The sequence below is a fragment of the Kineococcus lubricus genome (assembly GCF_050871965.1).
GTDB lineage: Bacteria > Actinomycetota > Actinomycetes > Actinomycetales > Kineococcaceae > Kineococcus.
In genome coordinates, this window is the sequence record NZ_JBJLSK010000019.1 from 19,639 (window position 1) to 40,906 (window position 21,268).

At 74.6% G+C, this 21,268-nt stretch carries 20 protein-coding genes; 12 read left to right on the forward strand and 8 right to left on the reverse strand.

The window, feature by feature from the left end; translation table 11 throughout:
• Position 1 precedes the first annotated feature (1 nt).
• The 3 genes from ACRYRX_RS15350 (at position 2) to ACRYRX_RS15360 (ending at position 1,858) form a co-directional block, all read left to right on the forward strand.
• Complete coding sequence (locus tag ACRYRX_RS15350; protein ID WP_432513098.1) at positions 2-499, forward strand: DnaJ family domain-containing protein; 498 nt, start codon at positions 2-4, stop codon at positions 497-499.
• Between the two features lie 140 nt (positions 500-639).
• The gene (locus ACRYRX_RS15355) at positions 640-1,002 is read left to right on the forward strand and encodes a hypothetical protein (RefSeq protein WP_432513100.1); all 363 of its coding nucleotides are present in this window, start codon (positions 640-642) and stop codon (positions 1,000-1,002) included.
• Between the two features lie 10 nt (positions 1,003-1,012).
• A complete protein-coding gene (locus ACRYRX_RS15360) occupies positions 1,013-1,858 on the forward strand; it encodes an LLM class flavin-dependent oxidoreductase (protein ID WP_432513101.1) in 846 nt (281 codons plus the stop codon).
• Between the two features lie 3 nt (positions 1,859-1,861).
• Here ACRYRX_RS15360 and ACRYRX_RS15365 read toward each other — a convergent pair whose 3' ends face one another.
• Genes ACRYRX_RS15365 through ACRYRX_RS15380 form a run of 4 tightly spaced genes read right to left on the reverse strand, consistent with a single transcriptional unit; the run spans position 1,862 to position 6,658 of the window.
• Positions 1,862-3,397, reverse strand: a complete 1,536-nt coding sequence (locus tag ACRYRX_RS15365; RefSeq protein ID WP_432513103.1) for an alpha-N-arabinofuranosidase — start codon at positions 3,395-3,397, stop codon at positions 1,862-1,864.
• Between the two features lie 7 nt (positions 3,398-3,404).
• Entirely contained in the window at positions 3,405-4,310 is a 906-nt protein-coding gene (locus ACRYRX_RS15370) for a carbohydrate ABC transporter permease (protein ID WP_432513105.1), read from the reverse strand.
• Position 4,311: 1 nt separating this feature from the next.
• Complete coding sequence (locus ACRYRX_RS15375) at positions 4,312-5,253, reverse strand: carbohydrate ABC transporter permease (RefSeq protein ID WP_432513107.1); 942 nt, start codon at positions 5,251-5,253, stop codon at positions 4,312-4,314.
• Positions 5,254-5,290: 37 nt separating this feature from the next.
• Complete coding sequence (locus ACRYRX_RS15380) at positions 5,291-6,658, reverse strand: extracellular solute-binding protein (protein ID WP_432513109.1); 1,368 nt, start codon at positions 6,656-6,658, stop codon at positions 5,291-5,293.
• A 245-nt stretch (positions 6,659-6,903) separates the two neighbouring features.
• Here ACRYRX_RS15380 and ACRYRX_RS15385 point away from each other — a divergent pair, with 245 nt between their 5' ends.
• From ACRYRX_RS15385 to ACRYRX_RS15395, 3 genes are all read left to right on the forward strand, one after another.
• Positions 6,904-8,700 carry a glycoside hydrolase family 2 protein gene (locus ACRYRX_RS15385; RefSeq protein WP_432513192.1) on the forward strand — a complete coding sequence of 599 codons (1,797 nt, stop codon included), beginning with the start codon at positions 6,904-6,906 and terminating at the stop codon, positions 8,698-8,700.
• Between the two features lie 437 nt (positions 8,701-9,137).
• Positions 9,138-10,553: a CAP domain-containing protein gene (locus tag ACRYRX_RS15390; RefSeq protein ID WP_432513110.1), complete on the forward strand. Its 1,416-nt coding sequence runs from the start codon at positions 9,138-9,140 to the stop codon at positions 10,551-10,553.
• Positions 10,554-10,637: 84 nt separating this feature from the next.
• Entirely contained in the window at positions 10,638-12,254 is a 1,617-nt protein-coding gene (locus ACRYRX_RS15395) for a methyl-accepting chemotaxis protein (RefSeq protein ID WP_432513112.1), read from the forward strand.
• A 58-nt stretch (positions 12,255-12,312) separates the two neighbouring features.
• Here the strand turns inward: ACRYRX_RS15395 and ACRYRX_RS15400 are convergent, their stop codons facing one another.
• Positions 12,313-12,981, reverse strand: a complete 669-nt coding sequence (locus tag ACRYRX_RS15400; protein WP_432513114.1) for a Type 1 glutamine amidotransferase-like domain-containing protein — start codon at positions 12,979-12,981, stop codon at positions 12,313-12,315.
• 128 nt (positions 12,982-13,109) lie between these two features.
• On the opposite strand from ACRYRX_RS15400, the gene ACRYRX_RS15405 reads away from it, so the two are divergent.
• Both ACRYRX_RS15405 and ACRYRX_RS15410 read left to right on the forward strand, forming a co-directional pair.
• Positions 13,110-14,165 carry an aldo/keto reductase gene (locus ACRYRX_RS15405; protein WP_432513116.1) on the forward strand — a complete coding sequence of 352 codons (1,056 nt, stop codon included), beginning with the start codon at positions 13,110-13,112 and terminating at the stop codon, positions 14,163-14,165.
• A gap of 93 nt (positions 14,166-14,258) precedes the next feature.
• Positions 14,259-14,588 carry an ANTAR domain-containing protein gene (locus ACRYRX_RS15410; RefSeq protein WP_432513117.1) on the forward strand — a complete coding sequence of 110 codons (330 nt, stop codon included), beginning with the start codon at positions 14,259-14,261 and terminating at the stop codon, positions 14,586-14,588.
• A gap of 36 nt (positions 14,589-14,624) precedes the next feature.
• Here ACRYRX_RS15410 and ACRYRX_RS15415 read toward each other — a convergent pair whose 3' ends face one another.
• Positions 14,625-14,888 carry a hypothetical protein gene (locus ACRYRX_RS15415; protein WP_432513118.1) on the reverse strand — a complete coding sequence of 88 codons (264 nt, stop codon included), beginning with the start codon at positions 14,886-14,888 and terminating at the stop codon, positions 14,625-14,627.
• Between the two features lie 181 nt (positions 14,889-15,069).
• On the opposite strand from ACRYRX_RS15415, the gene ACRYRX_RS15420 reads away from it, so the two are divergent.
• From ACRYRX_RS15420 to ACRYRX_RS15435, 4 genes are read left to right on the forward strand one after another with little or no spacing between them, the layout of a single operon-like run.
• Positions 15,070-15,723, forward strand: a complete 654-nt coding sequence (locus ACRYRX_RS15420; RefSeq protein ID WP_432513120.1) for a biliverdin-producing heme oxygenase — start codon at positions 15,070-15,072, stop codon at positions 15,721-15,723.
• Positions 15,720-17,972 (forward strand): SpoIIE family protein phosphatase, encoded by a 2,253-nt coding sequence (locus ACRYRX_RS15425; protein WP_432513121.1) that lies wholly within the window; start codon positions 15,720-15,722, stop codon positions 17,970-17,972. The genes ACRYRX_RS15420 and ACRYRX_RS15425 overlap by 4 nt, the downstream gene beginning before the upstream one ends.
• Positions 17,969-19,030 (forward strand): DUF4037 domain-containing protein, encoded by a 1,062-nt coding sequence (locus ACRYRX_RS15430; protein ID WP_432513122.1) that lies wholly within the window; start codon positions 17,969-17,971, stop codon positions 19,028-19,030. Before ACRYRX_RS15425 ends, ACRYRX_RS15430 begins: the two co-directional genes overlap by 4 nt.
• Positions 19,027-19,401, forward strand: a complete 375-nt coding sequence (locus ACRYRX_RS15435) for a hypothetical protein (protein WP_432513124.1) — start codon at positions 19,027-19,029, stop codon at positions 19,399-19,401. The genes ACRYRX_RS15430 and ACRYRX_RS15435 overlap by 4 nt, the downstream gene beginning before the upstream one ends.
• Here ACRYRX_RS15435 and ACRYRX_RS15440 read toward each other — a convergent pair.
• Complete coding sequence (locus ACRYRX_RS15440) at positions 19,383-19,946, reverse strand: dihydrofolate reductase family protein (protein WP_432513193.1); 564 nt, start codon at positions 19,944-19,946, stop codon at positions 19,383-19,385. The two genes, ACRYRX_RS15435 and ACRYRX_RS15440, sit on opposite strands and share 19 nt — an antisense overlap.
• 69 nt (positions 19,947-20,015) lie before the next feature.
• Entirely contained in the window at positions 20,016-21,062 is a 1,047-nt protein-coding gene (locus ACRYRX_RS15445) for a LacI family DNA-binding transcriptional regulator (RefSeq protein WP_432513194.1), read from the reverse strand.
• Positions 21,063-21,268: the final 206 nt, after the last annotated feature.

Sequence of the window (21,268 nt, forward strand, 5' to 3'; positions counted from 1 at the left end):
GGTGAGCGGACGCGAACCGGTCGGGCGGCGCTTCGAGGACCGCGTCGAGCGGCTGGTCCGCGAGGCCCTCGACCGCGGCGACTTCGATGACCTGCCCGGGGCCGGTGCCCCGCTGCGCGGCCTGGACCGCGAGTTCTCCGCGGAGCAGTGGGCGGCCGACAAGGCGCGCCGCGAGGGGTTCGACGTCACCGGGATGCTGCCGCCGGCGCTGGCCCTGCGCCGCGAGCGCGAGGTCCTGGCCCGCGACGTGCACGAGCTGACCTCCGAGGGGGTCGTCCGCGAGGTCGTCGCCGGGTTCAACGACCGGGTCCGCGAGCTGTACCGCCGTCCCGCCGAGGGTCCGTTCGTCGCGGTCGCGCTGCTCGACGCCGACGCCCTGGTGGGGGAGTGGACGCAGCGGCGCCGCGCCGAGGCCGCCGCCCGCGCGCCCGCACCGGAACCGGCCCCGCCGGCGCGGGGCCGGTTCGCGCGGTGGCGCCGGCGCGGGCACGCACGGTGAGCGGCGACCAGCGCAGCGGCGTGGATCTTCGTCCTGACCAGCGAAACCCCGCCGGGAACGGGCCCGAACGGTCCTGCGGGCCCCGGGCAGGGCACATCCTGGCTGACGTCGCACCGCGCGACGTCGGCTGAGGGGAACGCATGGACGACCGCACGTCACCGCCGCGCAGCTCGTGGCCCGTGCCGCTGGACGCGGTGCTGGACGCGCTGCGCGGGCAGGACGTCGTCGTGCTGGACCTGGGCCCGCGGGGGCGGCTCGCCGTGACCCGCCACCCCGCCGGGCCGCCCCCCGCACCGCGGGACCTGCCGCCGCTGGAGCCGAGGGCCGCGCGGGCGCTGCACCTGGTCGCGGCGGGGGAACCGGCCGCGGTCGTCGCCGACGACCTCGCCGTCCCGATCGTCGAGGTGGCCGGTCTGCTGCGGTCGCTGCGCGAGCGCTACGGCGTGGACAGCACCACCGCGGCCGTCGAGGCGGCGCGGCGGGCCGGCGACCTGGACGGCTAGCCTCCCGGGCGTGGAGCTGTCCTGCGTCGTCCTCAACGACCTGCACCCGTCCGCCTTCGTCGAGACCGCCCGCACGGCCGAGCAGGCCGGGGTCCGGACCGTCTTCAGCTACGACCACCTGTCCTGGCGGGACCTGCGCGACGGGCCCTGGTACGCCGCCGTCCCGCTGCTGACCGCCGCCGCGGCCGCGACCGGGCGGGTCCGGCTCGGCACCCTGGTCGCCTCGCCGAACTACCGCCACCCCGTCCCGTTCGCGGCCGACGTCGTGACGCTCGACCAGGTCAGCGGCGGCCGGTTCGAGCTGGGGGTCGGGGCCGGGACCTCCGCCCACGACGCCGCGGTGCTCGGCCTGCCCGCGCTGACGCCGCGGCAGCGGCAGGACCGCTTCGAGGAGTGGACCCTGCTGCTGCGGACCCTGCTGTCGCAGCGGCGCACCGACGCCCGCGGTGAGCACTACGCGGCCGTGGACGCCCGCTCGATCCCCGGGCCGGTCACCGGCCGGGTCCCGCTGACGGTGGCCGCGGCCGGGCCGCGGGGGATGCGGTTCGCCGCCCGCACCGGCGACGCCTGGGTCACCTACGGGGCGGGCGAACCCGGCCCGGACGACACCGTCGAGGACGCGATCGCCCGCTTCACCGCCCCCGCCGCCCGGTTCGCCGCCGTGGAGGGCTCGGCGGGGGTGCGCCGGCTGGCCCTGCTGGGCCTGGACGAGCGCGGCGCCTACACCGACTACCCGCGGTTCGCGGCGGCGCTGGCCGGGGCCGGTTTCGACGAGGTCGTCGTGCACTGGCCGCGCCCGGACGGCAGGGGCCTGCCGTCCGGGGCGTTGGAGCAGGTGCTCGGCACCCACCGGTGAGGCTCAGCCGAGGCTGAGCTCCACCGTCGCGAACGAGTGCGCCGGCAGGTCGACCACGAGCGTGGTGCCCTCGCGGCGCGCGCCGTCGAAGGCGACCGGGGCCACGGCCGCGGGGTCCTCGACGGTGTTGTGGGCCTGCAGGGTCGGCGCGGCCAGGAGCCGGGCGGTGCCGACCGCCCAGTCGCGCCCGCGCAGGTCGAGGCGGACCTGCGCCCCGGACTCGACGTCGAGGTTGGTCAGCGACACCAGCGCCGTCCCCTCGCGCGAGCTCACCGACGTCGTCAGGGTCGGGTAGGAGCCCTGCTCACCGGTGTGCGTGGCGTCGCTGGAGGTCACCTGGACGGGGTGGTGCGTGGCGTCCTGGTGACCGGCGTTCATCGCGAACACGTGGTACGTCGGGGTCAGCACCATGCGGGCCCCGTCGGTGAGCACCATCGCCTGCAGCACGTTGACGGTCTGGGCGATGTTCGCCATGACCAGCCGGCGCGCGTTGGCGTGGAACACGTCGAAGTGCAGCCCGGCGACGAGGGCGTCGCGCAGGGTGTTCTGCTGGAACAGGAACCCGGGGTTCGTCCCGGGCTCGACGTCCCACCAGGTGCCCCACTCGTCGCAGACCAGGCCGATCGTCGCGTCCGGGTCGTAGGCGTCCATGACCCGGGAGTGGCCGCGGACGATCTCGTCGATGCGCCACGCGTTGACCATGGTCGCGTGGTAGGCGTCGACGTCGAACTCCGTCGCCGAGCCCTTGTGCTGCCAGTCGTCGCTGGCGTGCGTGTAGTAGTGGAACGACAGCGCCTGCCAGCGCTGGTGGTGCCGTTCCTCGACCGGGCCGCCGAGGGTGCTGATCGACTTCATCAGCGTCTCGGTCCAGTGGTAGTCGTCGCGGTTGGGGCCGGCCGCGATCCGGTACAGCTCGTTGCCGTCGTGGTTGCGGGCGTAGGTCGCGAACTGCGCGGCGAGCTGGGCGTACTGCTCGGCGGTCATGTTCCCGCCGCACCCCCACGCCTCGTTGCCGATGCCCCAGAAGGGGACCTTCCACGGTTCGCTGCGCCCGTGCTCGCGGCGCAGCCGGGACATGGGTGCGTCCCCGGACCGGGTGAGGTACTCCACCCAGTCGCTCATCTCGCGGACGGTCCCGCTGCCGACGTTGCCCGACACGTAGGGCTCGGCGCCCAGGAGGTCGCACAGCTGCATGAACTCGTGGGTGCCGAAGGAGTTGTCCTCGACGACGTCGCCCCAGTGGGTGTTGACCATCGAGGGGCGTTCCTCGCGCGGCCCGACGCCGTTCTCCCAGTGGTACTCGTCGGCGAAGCAGCCCCCCGGCCAGCGCAGGTTGGGGATGCTGATGTCCTTCAGGGCCTGCACGACGTCGTCGCGCACGCCGGCGGTGTTCTGGATGTCGGAGTCCTCCCCGACCCAGAACCCCTCGTAGATGCAGCGGCCGAGGTGCTCGGCGAAGTGGCCGTAGAGGTGCCGGCTGATGGTGGCGCCCGCCACGTCGAGGTCCACGACGCCGGACAGGTGCGGTGCGGTGCTCACAGGTGGATCAGCCCTTCAGACCGGTGCCGGCGACGCCCTCGACGATGCGGCGCTGGAAGACGAGGAACAGGACGACCAGCGGCAGGGCGCCGAGGATCGTGGAGGCTTGGATGTCGGAGAAGCGCTGGCCGAACGAGCCCTGGACGGTGGCCAGACCGACCGGGATCGTCATGAGGTCGGGGTTGGACAGCACGTACAGGGGCAGGATCAGGTTGTTCCAGACGCCCACGAAGGTGACGATCGCCATGGCCGACAGGACCGGGCGCGACAGCGGCATGATGACCGAGCGGTAGATCCGCCAGTTCGAGGCCCCGTCGAGGCGGGCGGCCTCCTCCAGCTCCTTGGGCAGGCCGTCGAAGAACTGCTTGAAGACGAACAGCGCGATGACGCTGGACACCTGGGGGAAGATCACCGCCCAGTAGGTGTTGAGCAGCCCGACGGAGTTCAGCAGCTGGAAGATCGGGATGATCAGCACGTCGGCGGGGACCATGATCCCGGCCAGCAGCAGGACGAAGACGACGTTGCGGCCGCGGAAGCGCATGCGGGAGATCGCGAACGCCGCCATCGAGGCGAAGACCACGACGAGCGCCGCGGACAGCGTCGAGGTGATGAAGCTCGCCAGGTACCAGTTCCACAGGTCGCCCCCGCCCAGCAGCGACGCGTACGACGCCAGCGTCGGGTTGACGTCCTTCAGGATCGCCTGGGTGCCGAGCGCGGAGACGGCGTTGTCGGTGAAGGACGTCTTGATCGCCCACAGGCTCGGGATGAGCCAGATGACGGCGAAGACGGCGAGGACCACCGCGGTGATGCGGTTGAAGTTCTTGCCCCCGTTGGCGCTGACCTTGGCGGTGCGGGCCGGGGCGGCGGCGGAGATCCCGGAGCGGCGGCTGCCGGGGGCGTCGGTGGTCGCCATGTCAGGCTCCCTTCTGCTGGGCGCGCTCGACGAGCTGCCGGATCACGGCGATGGTCACGATGACCACGAAGAGCAGGAACGACGCGGCGGCGGCCGCCCCGATGCGGTAGTCGGTGAAACCGGTCTTGGTGATGAAGACGAGGGCGGTCTCGGTGCTGGTGCCCGGGCCGCCGCCGGTCATGAGGTAGACCTGGTCGAAGATCTTGAGGCTGGCGATGATCTGCAGCAGCAGGACCAGGGTGGTGGTGCGGCTGAGCAGCGGGATCGTCAGGTGGCGGATCTGCTGCCAGGGCGTCGCGCCGTCGATGGCGGCCGCCTCGTACAGCTCGCGGGGGATGTCCTGCAGGCCGGCCAGGTACAGGATGAAGTTGAAGCCGATCGTCCACCAGATCGTGGCGACCGCGATGCCGACCATGGCCAGGCTCGGGGTGCCCAGCACCGGGGTGGGGGCGTCGGCGCCGAACCACTTCTGCACGGTGGCCCACAGGCCGGTGTCGGCGGTGAAGATGAACACCCAGATCAGCGAGATGGCCGCCGAGGGCAGGATGTAGGGGGTGAAGAAGGCCAGCCGCCAGAACGTCGAGCCGCGCGGCATCCGGTTGGCCAGCACCGCGAAGACGAAGGACAGGATCACCAGCGGCGGCACGGTGTAGATCGTGAACTGCAGCGTGTGCCACATCGAGGACCAGAAGTCCTTCGACTGGACCAGCGCCGAGTAGTTCTCCAGGCCGATGAAGTCGCCCAGGCCGGTCTTGACGATGGACGTGTCGAAGAAGCTCGCCACGAACATGTAGATCGACGGGCCGAGCAGGAAGCAGAGGTAGAAGAACCCGAAGGGGGCGATGAACAGCCAGGCGGACCGTTGCGGGCCCCCGACCTGGCCCTGGTCACCGCTCGGGACGGTCGTGACGGCGGGCTGCGCGCCGACGGTGTGTGCGCTCATCGGTCGTTGTCTCCAGGAGCCGGGGAGGTCGGGGCGGTCACAGCGGGTTCGCCGTCTTGGCGTAGTTCTCCAGCGCCGCCCGGATGGAGGCGACGGCGTCCGCGGGCTTCGTGAGGCCCTGCTGGACGAGACCGATGGTCGCTCCCGTGACGGTCTCGAAGTTGGAACCGGACCCCGAGTACCAGGCGGGCGGGTCGTAGGAGGCGTAGGAGGCCGCGTCGGCGTAGTTCGACATCGGCTCCAGCTGCTGGTACTCGCTGCTCTCGAAGATCGGCAGGTAGGTCGGGATGTGCCCGCCCTCGGCCCAGGTCATGCCCTGGTCCAGCAGCGACTTCACGAAGCCCATGGCCCGCTCCAGCTGCGCGTCGTCGCGCTCCATCCTCGGCAGGATGAAGGCGTGCGAGTCGGCGTGCGCGGCAGGCTGGTCGAACAGGGTGGGGAAGGCGGTCATGCCGAAGTTGAGGCCCTCGATGCTCTGGGCGGTGGTGACCTCCCACTCGCCGTTCATGAAGAACGCCGACTTGCCGGTGAACATGAGGGTCTCCGCGCCGGGGGTGTCGACGGTGGCGGGCATGAGGCCCTTCTCGACCCAGCTGCGCATCGTCGCGAGCGTGTCGACCGCCAGCTCGTCGTTCATCGTCACCGACAGGCCCTCGTCGTCGATGAGCGGCGTGTTGCCCTCGCGCTGGCTGTAGACGGTGTTGAAGAAGCGCCAGTTGTTGGAGTCGTCGGCGACCGTCGCCGTCGTGGCCCCGAACCCGCCGGAGGCCTCCTTGCCCGCGGTGAGCGCGGCCTCCCAGGCCTCCAGGCCCTCGATGGGGGCCAGCTCGCCGTCGGGGCCCAGCAGCCCGGCGGCCTGGCAGACGTCGGCGTTGTAGAAGAGCACCCAGGGGTGGGTGTCCATGGGGATCGCGTAGACCTGCCCCTCGAACTTCGAGGCCTCCCAGGCGCGCTCGTTGAAGTCGCTGCTGGAGAGCCCGGCGAGGGCGAGGACGTCGTCGGTGATCGGCTCGAGCAGCCCGGCCGCGGCGAGGTTGGACGCGCGGGTGAGGTGCGCGACGGCGACGTCCGGCGGCTTGTTGCCCAGGGTCGCCAGCGACACCTTCGTGTAGTACGGGTTGCCCCAGGCGAAGGTGGCCGCCTGGAGGGAGCCCGTGCTGCCCTGCTGCTTGCGGTACTCGTCCAGCATGAGCTGCAGGCGGGCGCCGTCGCCGCCGCCGAAGAGGTTCCAGAACGTGACGGTCCCCGGGTTGAGCTGGGTGCCGGCCAGGCCCGCGGCGAGCGGCGAACCGCACCCGGCGGTGCCGGCGACCAGGCCCAGACCACCGGCGGCGAGGCTGCCGCGCAGCAGGGTGCGCCGGCTGAGCGCACTGCGGGTGGGGGGTGTCGGGGGATGACTGTTCACGCGTGTCCGTCCCTGCCGTCGTTGGCGGTCGGTAGCCGCCGGGTCGGCGGCACCGGCTGGCCGAGAACCGCTCTGTCCCGGTCAGTGGGGTGGAACGTAGCACGCGTTTGCAACGCTGCATAGCGGTTCCCGGTCTCGCGCTTGCAACGATGTACGTGCGACGGCAGACTGTCCCGGCACGCACGTCCGTCGACGAGGAGGAGCACGTGCCCGCAACCCCCCGCCCCGAGCACCCCCGCCCCTCGATGGTCCGGGCCGACTGGCTCAACCTCAACGGGACCTGGGAGTTCGAGGTCGACGCCGGCGACTCCGGGCTGGAGCGCGGACTGCGCGACCGCCCCCTGACCGGCACCATCACCGTCCCCTTCGCCCCCGAGTCCACGCTCTCGGGCGTCGGGAACACCGACTTCATGCCCGCGGTCTGGTACCGGCGGCAGCTGAGCGTCCCCGCGGACTGGGCCGGGCGCCGGACCCTGCTGCACTTCGGCGCCGTCGACCACGACGCGACCGTCTGGGTCGACGGGGAGGAGGTCGTCCGCCACCGCGGCGGCTTCACCCCCTTCACCGCCGACCTCGGCCACCGCACCGGCACCGTCACCGTCGTCGTGCGCGCCCGCGACGACCGCCACGGGCCGCAGGCCCGCGGCAAGCAGTCCACCCGGTACGACAACTACGAGTGCCTCTACACCCGCACCACCGGCATCTGGCAGACCGTCTGGGCCGAGCCCGTGCCCGACGTCAGCCTCGGCCGGCCGCGGATCACCCCCGACGTCGCCGGCTCGACGTTCCACCTCGAGCAGCCGCTGCGCCGCAGCCACACCGGCGCCGTCGGCGACCGCGCCGGCTGGACGCTGACCGCGCAGGTGCGCGACGGCGCGGGGGAGGTCGTGAGCGCGACCGTCCGCGCCGACCTCGACCTCTCGCCGCGCCTCGTGCTGCCCGTCCCCGCCGACCGGGTCCGGCTGTGGGGCCCGGAGGACCCCCACCTCTACGACGTCACCGTCACCCTCGCCGACGCCGCCGGCGCCGTCGTGGACACCGTGGAGACCTACGCGGGCCTGCGCTCGGTGAGCATCGACGGCAAGGCCGTCCTGCTCAACGGCCGCCCCGTCTTCCAGCGCCTCGTGCTGGACCAGGGCTACTACCCCGACGGGCTGATGACCGCGCCCACCGACGAGGCGCTGGTGAAGGACATCGAGCTGTCCCTGGAGGCGGGCTTCAACGGGGCCCGCCTGCACCAGAAGGTCTTCGAGGAGCGCTTCCTCTTCCACGCCGACCGCCTCGGCTACCTGTGCTGGGGCGAGTTCGGCGACTGGGGCGCGGCCGAGGAGGGCAGCAGCCACCGCGGGGAGTACCAGCAGCCCACCCCGAACTTCGTCAGCCAGTGGCTCGAGGCGCTGGAGCGCGACTACTCCCACCCCTCGATCGTGGGCTGGTGCGGGCTCAACGAGACCCACCAGCCGCTCACCGACCGCGGCCAGGTGCTCGACGACGCGACCCGGGCGATGTTCCTGGCCGCCAAGGCGATGGACACCTCCCGCCCCGTGCTCGACGCCTCCGGGTACTCCCACCGCGTGCTGGAGACCGACGTGTGGGACTCGCACAACTACACCCAGGACCCGGCGCAGTTCGCCCGCGAGATGGCGGGGCTGGCCGACGGCCGCCCCGACACCAACTTCGCGCACGGGACCACCACCGTGATCTCCCTGCCCTACCAGGGGCAGCCGTGGTTCTGCAGCGAGTTCGGCGGCATCTGGTGGCGCCCCGACGTGGCCGCCAGCGACCCCGACGTCGACCGCGGCGCCGAGTCCTCCTGGGGCTACGGCGAACCCCCGCGCAGCGAGGAGGAGTTCCACCACCGCTTCGAGGGGCTCACGGGCGTCCTGCTCGACGACCCCCTCATGTTCGGCTACTGCTACACCCAGCTCACCGACGTGTTCCAGGAGCAGAACGGCGTCTACTCCTTCGACCGCAGCACCAAGCTCGACGTCGCCCGGGTGCGCGCGGCCCAGCAGCGGCCCGCCGCGATCGAGCAGCGGTAGCCGCGCCCGGCCGGGGGTGCGGCTCGTGGTCCGGCGCCCCGCGCCGGACCGCGAGCGGACCCCCGGCGAGCGCGCACGAGCACGACGGGCCCCGACTCGTCCACGGGTGGCGCCCGGGGGACCCGTGAGGCGGGGGCCACGCCCGCACCCCCCGGCGCCCCGCTGGGAGCAGGACGACCGCGACGCCGCCGACGTCGTGCCCGGGGCCGGGGGTGGTGCCGGGGGTGCTGCCGGGGGTGGTGACCCCGTGGGTCTGACGCCGTCCTCGCGGGTGACGAACCCGACCCCGCAGTGGCACCGCAGCGGCCCGGATCACCGTCCCAGGTCCTCCGACCGGCTCCGTTCGTCACCGTCCGTCACCCAGGCACGGCTGGACGGGTGTCCCCGGGCGGAGGCTGTCGTCACCCCGGCGCCGCGACGATCCCTACTGCGTGACCGTGAAGCGCTCCCGACTCCTGGCCCCCCTGCTGGCGGCCCTCGTCGTGCTGCCCTGCACCGGCGCCGCCGCCCTCGTGAACGCCGCCCCCGCCGCGGCCGCCGCGCAGGTCCTGCAGCCGGTCGTCCCGGCCGCGACCCAGCAGCAGCAGATCCTCGACGGGCTCAACCGCGAGCGCGCGAAGGTCGGCGCCCCGGCCGTCACCCTCGACCCCACCCTGGAGGTCGTCGCCCAGGACTGGGCCGACGTCCTCGGCCAGGGCGACGGGATGAAGCACAACCCGAACCTGGGCACGCTGCTGTCGGACTTCCCGCAGTGGGGCGAGATCGTCGCCACCGCCGACATGGGCAACCCCGACACCAAGGGCCTGGAGAACGGCGACCTCGCCGTCGACACCTGGATGAAGTCGACCCCGCACCGGGCCGTCCTGCAGGACCCCAAGTACACCTCCGTGGGCGTCGGGCTCGTCTACACGACCCTGTGGTCGGGCAACCGCACCGTGTGGCGCTCCTACTGGGTCGCCGACTTCGGGTCCGCGCGGCGCACCCCGCTCGTCGCGCAGAACCCCGACGGCTCGCGCAGCTACGTCGGGATCCCCGTCAAGGGCGCCATCCTGCAGGGCTACACGGCCACCGGCGCCAACGCCGGGTACCTGGGGCTGCCGATGGGCCGCGAGTTCGGCCCGCTGCGCGCCGGCGGGTACGGGCAGCACTTCGGCGGCGGCTCCATCTACTGGAGCGGGACGACGGGGTCGGCCGTCGTGCGCGGCGCGATCCGCGACCGCTGGGCCGCCGCCGGCTGGGAGAACGGCTGGCTGGGGTACCCCACCGGCCAGGAGTTCACCGTCCGCGACGGCGTCGCGCAGCGCTTCCAGGGCGGGATCGTCTACTGGTCGCCCGCCACCGGCGCCCAGGCCCTCGGCGGCGCCGTGCTCGACGCCTACCGCGCGGCCGGGTACGAGAACGGCTCCCTCGGGTTCCCGACCACGACGGCGACCGCGCTGCCGGCCGGTTCCTACGCCCACTTCCAGAACGGCTCGATCTACTCCGGGCCGGGCGGCACGCACGTCGTCGCCGGCGCCGTCCGGTCGGCCTGGGCCGCGCAGGGCTGGGAGGGCGGCGCCCTGGGCTACCCGGCCTCGGACGCGTTCGGCGGGCTCGCCGGCGGCGGGACCGGCCAGCACTTCACCGGCGGCTCGGTGTACTCCTCGCCCGGGGCCGGCACGCACGCCGTGCCCACCGCGGTGCGCCAGGCCTGGTCCGCGCGCGGCTGGGAGACCGGGCCGCTGGGGTACCCCGTCTCGGCCGCCCGCACCTCCGGGGGCGCGCTGGTGCAGGACTTCCAGGGCGGGTCGATCACCGTCCGCGGCGGCACGGCCGAGGTCCGCACGCTGGTGGTGCAGCGCGCCCTGCGCTGACCGCGGCGGCAGACCCAGCCCCGCGAGCTCAAGACCGTGGCCCCCGGCGTCGATGCCGGGAGCCGACCCCTCAGGAGGAACACCGTGTCCGCTGCCCCCGCCCAGACCCGCCCCCGTCGCCCGCTGGCCGACCGGTCCGTGACGTCCAAGATCACCGCCGCGGTACTGGCGGCCTCGGCCGTCGCGGTCGCCGTCGGCGCCGTCGGCGTCGGCGGCATGCAGCGCGCCAGCGCCGAGGTCACCGCGATCGGTGAGCAGCACGTCGCGGGCATGCTCGACATCGCCAGCGCGCGCGGCGCCATCGCCGACCAGTACCGGGCCGAGTTCCTCGCCGGCATCCCCGGCGCCGACGTCCCCGCCTCCGTCGAGCTGGCGCACGAGGCCGACGCCGCCCTCGCCGACGCCCTGGACAGCTACACCGGGCGCGGCCCGGGGGCCGCCGCGGTCGCCGCCGCGGACGACCTGCGCACCGCCTACGCCGACTACGCCGCGCTGCGCGACGTCATCGTCCTGCGGCAGGCGCCGCCGAGCGGGTTCCAGATGCCCGCGGGTGACCAGATCGGCGCACGCTTCGGCGCCGCCGAGGACGGCTTCAACGCCGCCATCGTCACCTTGCAGGAGACCGAGACCGCCCAGGCCACGGCCCGTCAGGCCGCCGCCGAGAGCGCCGTCGCCCGCGCCCGCGCCGTCGTCGTCGCCGTGCTCGTCGGCGGCCTGCTGCTGGCCGGGGTGATCGCCGCCGCCGTGCTGCGGCTGATCCGCCGCCAGCTGACCTCGGTCGCCACCGCCCTGGACGCCGTCGCCGCCGGGGACCTGACCGTCGCCGCCGACGTCCACGCCGCCGACGAGCTCGGCGCCATGGCCGGGGCGGTCAACCGCGCCCGCGACGGCATCGGCTCCGTCGTCACCCGCATGTCGGCGTCGGCGGCGACCCTGGCCGCCTCCTCCCAGCAGCTGACGGCGGTCGCGGGGGAACTGTCGGCCGGGGCGCAGGACTCCTCCGCCCAGGCGCAGGTCGTGTCCGCCGCGACCGAGGAGATCAGCGCGAACATCGGCACCGTGGCCGCGGCCGGGGAGCAGATGACCTCGGCCATCCGCGAGATCGCCACCGCCACCGCCGAGGCGTCCTCCACCGCCAGCACCGCCGTCGCCTCCGCCGACGAGGCCAGCGCCACGATCCAGCGCCTGGGCACGTCCTCGCGCGAGATCGGCGACGTCGTCAAGCTCATCACCTCCATCGCCGAGCAGACGAACCTGCTGGCGCTGAACGCGACCATCGAGGCCGCCCGGGCCGGGGAGATGGGCAAGGGCTTCGCCGTCGTGGCCGGTGAGGTGAAGGAACTGGCGCAGCAGACCGCGCGCGCCACCGAGGAGATCGTCTCGCGGGTGGGGGCCACCCAGACCGACGCCGAGGCCGCCACGGTGGTCATCGGGCAGATCGCCGAGGTCATCGCCCGCATCGACGGTCTGCAGGCCACCATCGCCGCCGCCGTGGAGGAGCAGTCCGCGACGACGTCGGAGATGGTCCGCAACGTCACCGAGGTCTCCACCGGCAGCCAGGAGATCTCGGCGAACATCTCCGGGATCGCCGCGGCCGCCGCGCGCACCACCGACAGCGCCGGCGCCACCGCCGCCGCGGCCGGCGAGGTCTCGCAGGCCGCCGCCGACCTCAACGCCCTCGTCGCGACCTTCCGGGTCTGAGACCGGCCCCGTCCCGGGACGGGCGGGCGGTCCGGCCGGTGGCCCCGGGAACGGCTCGTCACCCGTCGTGGACGGGCCGTCCCGCGCCACCCGGCACGACGACGTGACGCCCCTCGCCGACCACCCGCACGGCGCCGTCGTCCACCGAGACGGCCCGCCCGTCGGCGAGGGCGAACGTGTCCTCCGCGAAGTGCGCGGCCGCCTCCCGCACCGCTCGCTCGCTCGCGGAGGGGAAGTGCGGGGAGTCCAGGTGCGGCTGCACGAGGAAGTCCACCAGGCCCAGGCCCTCGGTGTCCTCGGGGACGCGCTGCACCGAGCGGCTCAGCCGCAGGTGCGGGCCGGTGACCATGCTGCCCGCGCTGATGCCCACGTAGACCCGCTCCAGCAGCAGCTCACCCAGCGCCCGGTCCAGCCCGCTGCGCCGCACCCACCGCAACAGGTGGGTGGTGTCCCCGCCGGTCACCGCCAGCACGTGGGCCTCGTGCAGGCGCGCGGCCCACACCTCCCGGTCCAGCGCGGAGACGTCGACGATGTCGACCTGCGCGAAACCGGCGCGCTGGAAGTTCACGAGGTCGGCGATGAGCCATCCCTTGTCACCCCCGATCACGTTGGCCGCCGTCGGCACGACGGCGACGGTCAGCGAGGACAGGGGGCGGCGCGCCAGGGCCTCCACGGCAGCGCACGACCCGGCGTTCACCAGCCCGGCGGACGTCAGGAGCAACCTCACCCGTCGAGGGTAGTGATCACCGGGGTGCGGCCGGGGACGCCCGTCGGGCAGGCCACCCCCGCAGGTGCCGACCGCGGCCCGGACCTCCCCGTGAGCGGCTCCGCGGGGCGGGGGTTAGCGTCGCGCCCATGGAGCACCGACGCCTCGGACGGTCGGGACTGCGCGTCTCGACGATCACCATGGGAACGATGACGTTCGGCGGGAAGGGGGGTTTCGCCGCCGTCGGGAACACCGACGTCGCCACGGCCCGCCGCCAGGTCGACCTGGCGCTGGACGCCGGCGTGAACCTCTTCGACACCGCCGACATGTACAGCGACGGGCTGAGCGAGGAGATCACCGGCGAGGTCCTGCAGGGCCGCCGCGACGACGTGCTCATCGCGACGAAGGCGCGGATGGTCGTCGGGCCCGGCCCCAACGACGGCGGCGCCTCCCGCTACCACCTCGTGCGCTCGGCCGAGCGCAGCCTGCGCCGGCTGCGCACCGACCACATCGACCTCTACCAGATCCACGAGTGGGACGGGCAGACGCCGCTGGAGGAGACGCTCGAAGCGCTCGACACCCTCGTCCGCTCCGGCAAGGTCCGCTACGTCGGCGTCTCCAACCACACCGGCTGGCAGCTCATGAAGGCGCTCGCCACCTCCGACGCCCACGGCTACCAGCGCTACGTCAGCCAGCAGATCCACTACACGCTGCAGGCCCGCGACGCCGAGTCCGAGCTGATCCCCCTGAGCATCGACCAGGACCTCGGCGTCCTCGTCTGGAGCCCGCTGGCCGGTGGCCTGCTGTCCGGCAAGTACCGCCGCGACGGCAGCGCCCCCGAGGGCTCGCGGCACCTGGGGGACTGGAGCGAACCGCCCGTCCACGACGAGGGGCAGCTGTACGACATCGTCGACGTGCTCGTCGAGGTCGGTGCGGCGCACGGCGTCTCGGCCGCGCAGGTCGCGCTGGCCTGGCTGCTGGGACGGCCCGCGGTGACGTCGCTGGTCATCGGGGCCCGCACCGAGGAGCAGCTGGCCGACAACCTCGCCGCGGCCGACCTCGTGCTGGCCCCGGACGAGCGGGCCCGGCTGGACGCCGTCAGCGCCGTCCCGCTGCGCTACCCGCACTGGCACCAGCTGGCGACCGCCCGCGAGCGCCTGTCGGAGGCGGACCTGAGTCTGCTCGCCCCGCACCTGCCGTCGTAGGATCCTCGACGGTTTCGCACCGCCCAGACCTCGCTGCGCGAACCGCCTCCCGCCGACCGGTGGGGGGTCGGCTGCACGGAGGACGCGACGAGGATGCAGGACGGACCACGCCCGGTGGAGGGCGTGCAGGGGGACGACCCCGAGAGCATGCGGGCCGAGCTGGCGCAGCTGCGCACGGCGCTGACCCGCCGCCCGGTGATCGACATGGCCAAGGGCGCCCTCATGGCGTTGACCCGGTGCGACGAGGACTCGGCCTTCCGGCAGCTGTCGGAGGTGTCGCAGACGCACAACGTCAAGCTGTTCGACCTGGCCACCGCCCTGCTGGCCGACCTGCGGCGCGGCCCCGCCGACGGTGAGGCCGTCGGTGAGGCCGACGCGGAGGTCGACCGCCTGGTGCAGAAGACCTGGACCCGGCTCGGCTGAGCGGGGCCCCCGCCGGTCGGCCCGGCCGGCGGGGGTTCAGCCCAGGAACGTCGAGGGGTCCGGTCCGGTGCGGCGGGGCAGGACGCGCCCGGCGGGCCGGCACCGGCGTTCCAGGTCGGCGATCCGCGCGGCGTTGCGGGCCAGCGCCTGCGACGTGGGGTGGTCGGCCCGGTCGTCGGCCACGAGCCGCCACCGCTCCTCGTAGGCCAGGCGCAGGTCCTCCAGCGGGCGGTCGCGGACGTCGACCGCGACCTCGTCGGTCAGCGGCTGAGCGGGGGACATCACGTGCGTCGTGGCCACGGGGACCTCACCGTCTCGGGGTCCGCGGCTCCGCCCGGACCACGCTGGTTTTCGGGACAGTCCACCACCGCCCGTGGTCGACGGCAACACGGCCGTGTCCGGTCGGTGCGCCGGACGCAGTAGTTTCGGAGCAGCGTCCACGTCCGCCGGCCGTCGGTGGGGGAGCGCAGGAGGAGGAACGGTGTCCCACGCCCCGACCGCGACGAGGCGGCGCGACGGCGAGGGACCGCTCGCCCGGTTGCGCGCCGCGACGGCCCGGGCCCACCACGACCTCGACACCTCCCTGGCCGTCCTGGACCGCCCGTGGGACGCCGGCGGCCACCGCCGCTGGCTGGAGCTGACGTGGGGGCTGCTGGCGCCGCTGGAACGGTCGCTGGCCGCGTGGGCCCGCACCGACCCCGGGGTGCTCGACGTCGCCTCCCGGGCCCGGGCGGACCTGGCCCTGGCCGACCTGCGCGCCCTCGGCGTGCCCGAGGGGGACCTGGCGGCGCTGCCGGAGTGCCCGGGCACCCCGGCCGTCCCGGACCGGGCCGCGGCCGTCGGGGTCTGCTACGTCCTCGACGGCTCCACGCTCGGCGGGCGGCTCATCGCCCGGGCCGTCGTCGCCGCCGGGGTCCCCGCCGAGGCGACGACGTCGCTGACGGGGCGGCCCGGCGCGGGGCGCCGCTGGCGCGACACGGTGGCCGCCGTGGAGGCCGTCGGGGGCCGCGGCGACGGCGAGGACCTGCCGGCGGTGGTGGCCGCCGCGTCGGCGACCTTCGCGGCCTACCGGGACTGGCTGGCCCCGCTGGCGGTGCCGGCGACGGCGGGACCGGCGCGGGGGGTGGGCCGGTGAGCGAGGTCAGCCCGTACGTCCCGGCCTACGGCGAGGTCGACCTGACGAACTGCGACCGCGAACCCATCCACGTGCCCGGTGCCGTCCAGCCGCACGGGTTCCTGCTGGCCGTCGACCGGGCCACCCGCGCCGTCGTCGTCGCCTCGCAGAGCACCGCCACCCACCTCGGCCGCGCCCCCGGGGAGCTGCTGGGCCGCCCGCTGGCCGACGTGCTCGGCGACGGGCTGGCCGCCGACGTCCTCGCCGTCGAGGCCTCCGACGTCCTGTCCGAACCGCTGCGGGCCCGGCTGGACCTCGTCCCCGGCGCCGGCACCGACGTCGACGTCGTCCTGCACCTGTCCGGGGACCGGCTGGTCGTGGAGGTCGAGCCCGTCGGGTCCTCCACCGGGGTCTCGCCCGTGTCGTACCGGTCGGCGCGCGCCGCGGTGTCCCGGTTGTCGGAGACCACGACGCTGGACGAGCTGTGCGGCCGGCTGGCGCAGGAGACCCGCCGCCTGACCGGGTTCGACCGCGTCATGGTCTACCGGTTCGACGCGCAGTGGAACGGCGAGGTCGTCGCCGAGGACCGGCGCGAGGACCTCAACGCGTTCCTCGGGCTGCACTACCCGGCCGGCGACATCCCGGCCCAGGCCCGCCGCCTCTACACGGTGAACTGGACCCGGCTCATCGCCGACGTCTCCTACGCCCCGTCCCCGTTGCACCCGGTGCTGGACCCGGCGACGGGCGCCCCGCTGGACCTGTCGTTCTCGGTGCTGCGCAGCGTGTCCCCGATCCACGTCGAGTACCTGCGGAACATGGGCGTCACGGCCTCCATGTCGGTGTCGCTGGTGCAGGACGGGCAGCTGTGGGGGCTCATCGCGTGCCACCACTACTCCGGTCCGCACCGGCCGTCCCACGACGCCCGCTCGGCCGCGGAGTTCCTCGGGCAGACCGCCTCCCAGCTCATCGCCGGCCGTCAGCGCGCCGACGACCGCGAGGACGCGCTGCGGGCCCAGGACCTGCTGGCCTCGATCGTCGCGGACGTCTCCGGCTCCGGGCGCGACCCGCTGAGCAGCCTGGCCGCCGACGACCGCCTCCTGGACCTGGTGGGGGCCGGCGGCGCGGCCCTGTGGGACGGGTCGCGGCTGCTGACGCTGGGCCGCGTCCCGGGGCGGGCCGCGCTGCAGCAGATCGCGGGGATGCTCGCCCGGCGCGACGGGGCGCCCACGTTCACCGACCACCTGGCCTCGCTGTCGCCGGCCCTGGCCCGTTACGAGCGGGAGGCCGCCGGGGCGCTGCGCGTGGGCCTGGGCGTGGACCGCTGGTTGCTGTGGGTGCGCCCCGAGCAGGAGGAGGTCGTCGACTGGGGCGGCGACCCGCGCAACAAGGAGATCGCCGCCGCCGAGGGACCCGACGTGCGGCTCAGCCCGCGCAAGAGCTTCGAGAAGTGGCGCGAGGTGGTCCGCGGCCGCAGCCTGCCCTGGCAGCGCTGGCACCCCGAGACCGCCGAGCGGCTGCGCAACCAGCTCACGTCGATCGTGCTGGGCCGGGCCCGGGACCAGATCGCGATCGCCGAGTCGCTGCAGCGGGCCGTCGTGCTCGACGAGGCGCCGGAGTTCGACGGGCTGCAGGTGCTGGCCCGGTACCGCCCGGCCGAGGGTTCCCAGCTCGGCGGGGACTGGTGGGACGCCGTGGAGCTGCCCGACGGGCGGGTCGCCGCCGTCGTCGGGGACGTCGCCGGGCACGGGGTGCACGCGGCGGCCGCCATGGCGCAGCTGCGCACGGCGCTGCGCGCCTACCTGCTGGAGGGGCACGGTCCCGCCGCCAGCCTCGACCGGCTCGACCGGCTCGTCGGGACGCTGTTCAGCGGCCACGTGGCGACCGCCGTCATCGTCGTCTTCGACGCCGACCGGCGCACCGCCCGGCTGGCCAGCGCCGGGCACCCGCCGCCGCTGCTGCTCACCGCCGGCGGGTGCGAGCCGCTGGCGGTCGCACCGCGCCCACTGCTGGGCATCGGGGTGGGCCAGGCCACCGACGTCACCGTCGAGGTCCCCGCGGACGGGCTCCTGCTGCTGTACAGCGACGGCCTCGTCGAACGGCGCGGCACCGCGCTGGACGAGACGATCGAGCAGTTGCGGGCCGCCGCGGCGCCCGGGCCCACCGGGTCCGGCCCCGAGGCGCTGGGCGTCTTCGCCGACCACCTCATGACGGTCGTCCCCGGCGCCGAGGGGGACGACACGACGCTGGTGCTGCTGGGGCGCCGGCCGTGAGGGGCGCCCCGCTGGCCGCGGCGTTCCACCGGGAGGTCGTCGCACCGCTGCTGCGCCGCACCTGGGGCGACGTGCCGTTCGTCGCGGGCCGCTTCGGCGCCGGGTCCGACGTCCTGGAGTACGACGACGACGTCTCGACCGACCACGACTGGGGACTGCGCTGCACCCTGCTGGTGGACCGCGACGCCGACCGCGACGCCGACCGCGACGCCGACCGCGACGGCCCGGCCCCCGAGGAGGTCCGCGACCTCCTCGAGCGCGAGCTGCCGCCGGTGTTCACCACCGCCGCCGGGTCCCACCCCGTCCGGTTCGCCACGACGTGGGACCCGCGGGTGCGGCACCGCGTCGAGGTCGCCGACCTCGACGGGTTCGTCCGGTCGCGGCTGGGCGTCGGCCCCCGGGACGGGTTCACCGTCGCCGACTGGCTGTCCTTCACCGGGCAGGCCGTCCTCGAGCTCACCGCCGGGCCGGTGTTCGCCGACCCCGCCGGCCGGTGGGACCGGTTGCGCCGCGCGCTGGCCTGGTACCCCGACGACGTCTGGCGGCACGTCGTGGCCTGCGCCTGGAAGCAGCTGGAGCAGGAGCTGCCGTTCGTCGGGCGCACCGGCGCCCGCGGCGACGACCTCGGCTCCCGGCTGGTGGCCGCCCGGCTGGCCCGGACCGCCACCCACCTCGGGCTGCTCCTGGACCGCGTCTGGGCGCCGTACGCGAAGTGGACCGGCACCGCCTTCGCCGCGTCCCCCGCGGGCCGGGCCGGGCCGCACCTGCACCGCGCGCTGGCCGCCGACCGCTGGCCCGAGCGCGAGGCCGCGCTGTGCGCGGCGCTGGAGGACCTGCTGCTGCGCCAGCGCGAGGTGGGGCTGCCCGCGCCCGGGCCGGCCACCGGTCCCTTCCACGGCCGGCCGTTCCGCGGCGTCACCGAGGGGCTGGCCGAGGCGGTCGCGGCCGGGCTGCGGGGGTTCCCGCCGCTGGGCGTGGGGGCGGCCGACCAGTGGACCGGCGCCGTCGACGTCCTCGTGCGGCCCGGTCTGCGCCGCAGCCTGGTGGGGGCGTCGTGACCGCGCCCGGTGCGCCCACCGCGGCGCAGGCCCTGCTGCTGGGCCGGATGAGCGCCGAGGGCGAGCCCCTGCTGGCGTCGCTGCCCGTCGGCGGCGGCTGGATCGGCGGCGCGGGCGCGCTGGCGGTCGGGCCTGTGCGGCTCTGGCTCGCCCAGCCGCAGCTGGTCGGCGGGCCCTCGACGGCGTCGGTGCCCGTAGGCGACGTCGGGGCCACCTCGCTGCGCCGCCGGCGGTTCGGCGGCCTCGCGGTCGGCCTGCGCCTGGGCGGCCGGGACGTCCTGCTGCCCACCCGCGCCGACGCCGCCGACGTCGAGGCGTTCCTGCGCGCCCTCGACGCCGCCCGCGGGGACGGTCAGCGCACCACGTCGTAGACGAGCTTGACGATGCCGTTGCCGTACGTCTGCGACTCCACCACGGCCAGGCGCTGGGTGTCCTTGTCCGCCCGGCTCCACAGCGTCTTGCCCGCCCCGAGCAGCAGCGGGAACACCAGCAGGTGGTACCGGTCGACCAGGCCCGCGTCGGCCAGGGACCGGGCCAGCGTCGCGCTGCCGTGCACGGCGATCGGCCCGCCCTCGGTCTCCTTCAGCGCGGCGACCTCGTCCAGGGACCGCAGGACCGTCGCGGGCCACCGGTCGTCCTGCCGGGCCAGCGTCGTGGAGACCACGTACCGGGGCATCGCGTTGTACTCCGCGAACTCGTCCATGGTGGGCCACACCGGCGCGAACGCCTCGTAGCTGGTGCGGCCCAGCAGCAGCGCGGTCGTCTCCTCCTGCTCGCGCTGCTTGAGCTCGTAGGCGGCGGGGTCGAACGCGACCTCCCGGAACGTCCAGCCGGAGTTCCGGTACCCCGGTTCCCCGCCCGGCGCCTCCACCACGCCGTCGAGGGAGGTGAAGGCGGTGACGATCAACTGGCGCACGGTGTCCCTTTCCACGTGACGGATCTGCTGCCCGGAGGACCGGGGCCGGCGGGAGAACTGAGCGGTCGGTCAGCGGGGGGCGGTGGAGCCCCGGACGACGAGCTCGGTGGCCAGCTCCACGTGGTGGGAGTCCAGCTGCTCGCCGCCGGCCATCCGCAGCACCGTCCGCAGCGCGACCCGGCCCATCTCCCGCAGCGGCTGGCGCACGGTCGTCAGCGGGGGAGCGGCCATCGCGGCCAGCTCGGTGTCGTCGAAACCCGTCACCGACAGGTCGTCGGGCACCCGCAGCCCGAGGGCGCGGGCCGCCTCCATGACGCCCAGGGCGATGGAGTCGCAGCCGCCGACGACCGCCGTCGGCCGGTCCGGGCCCGACAGCAGCCGCATCCCGAGCCGGCGGCCCGCGTCGTACTGGAAGTTGTCGTTCAGGACGTGCTCGGCGACCGGGGTGAGCCCCGCCGACTCCATGGCCGCGCGGTAGCCGTGCAGGCGGGCCTGGTTGCACTGCGACCCGGGCGGGCCGCCCACCCAGGCGATGTCGCGGTGCCCCTGGGCGAGCAGGTGGTTGGTCGCGCTCATCCCGCCGGTGAAGTTCGTCGACCCCACGCTCGTGACCTCCCGGCGCGGCAGGTTCAGCGGGTCGATGACCACCAGGGGCAGGTTGACCGAGGCCAGCGCGTCGATGTGGGCGCCGGTGAGCTCACCGGTGACGACGATGACCCCCGTGCGCCCGGCCGCGGCCAGGCCCCGCGCCCACGACCGCGGGGGAGTGGTCAGGCGCTGCGAGCGCGGGTCCCGCAGCAGGCCCACCACGACGGAGGCGTCCGCGTCGCCGGCGGCCTCCACGACGCCGTCCACGACCGCCGTCGCGTAGGAGGAGAAGTCGCCGTCGATGAGGAACTCGACCGTGCAGGTCGCCGCGGCGACCCGCCGCGCCGACGGCGGGGAGTAGTCGTGCTGGACCAGCAGCTCCTCGACCAGCGCGCGGGTCTCGGGGGAGACGTCCTCGCGGCCGTTGACCACCTTCGAGACGGTGGCCACCGACACGCCGGCGCTCGCGGCGATGGTGGCCAGGGTGGTCCGGTCCCTGGTCCGGGGTCGAGCGGGGGCGTTCTCCAGCACGGGTCCTCCTCGACTCGTCGTGCGACGACTCTACGGCTCCGCGGCCGGTCGCGCCAGCACCTATCGAAACTTTTCGATGAGCGATCGGCGGGGCAGGTCACTGCGCTGCAACGATTCCTGCGGCCGAACGGAGGAAAGTGGTGGAAGACTTGACCTCGTCGCGAACGTCCTCCTATGGTCCTGGGCAGACGACGCGGTCGAAA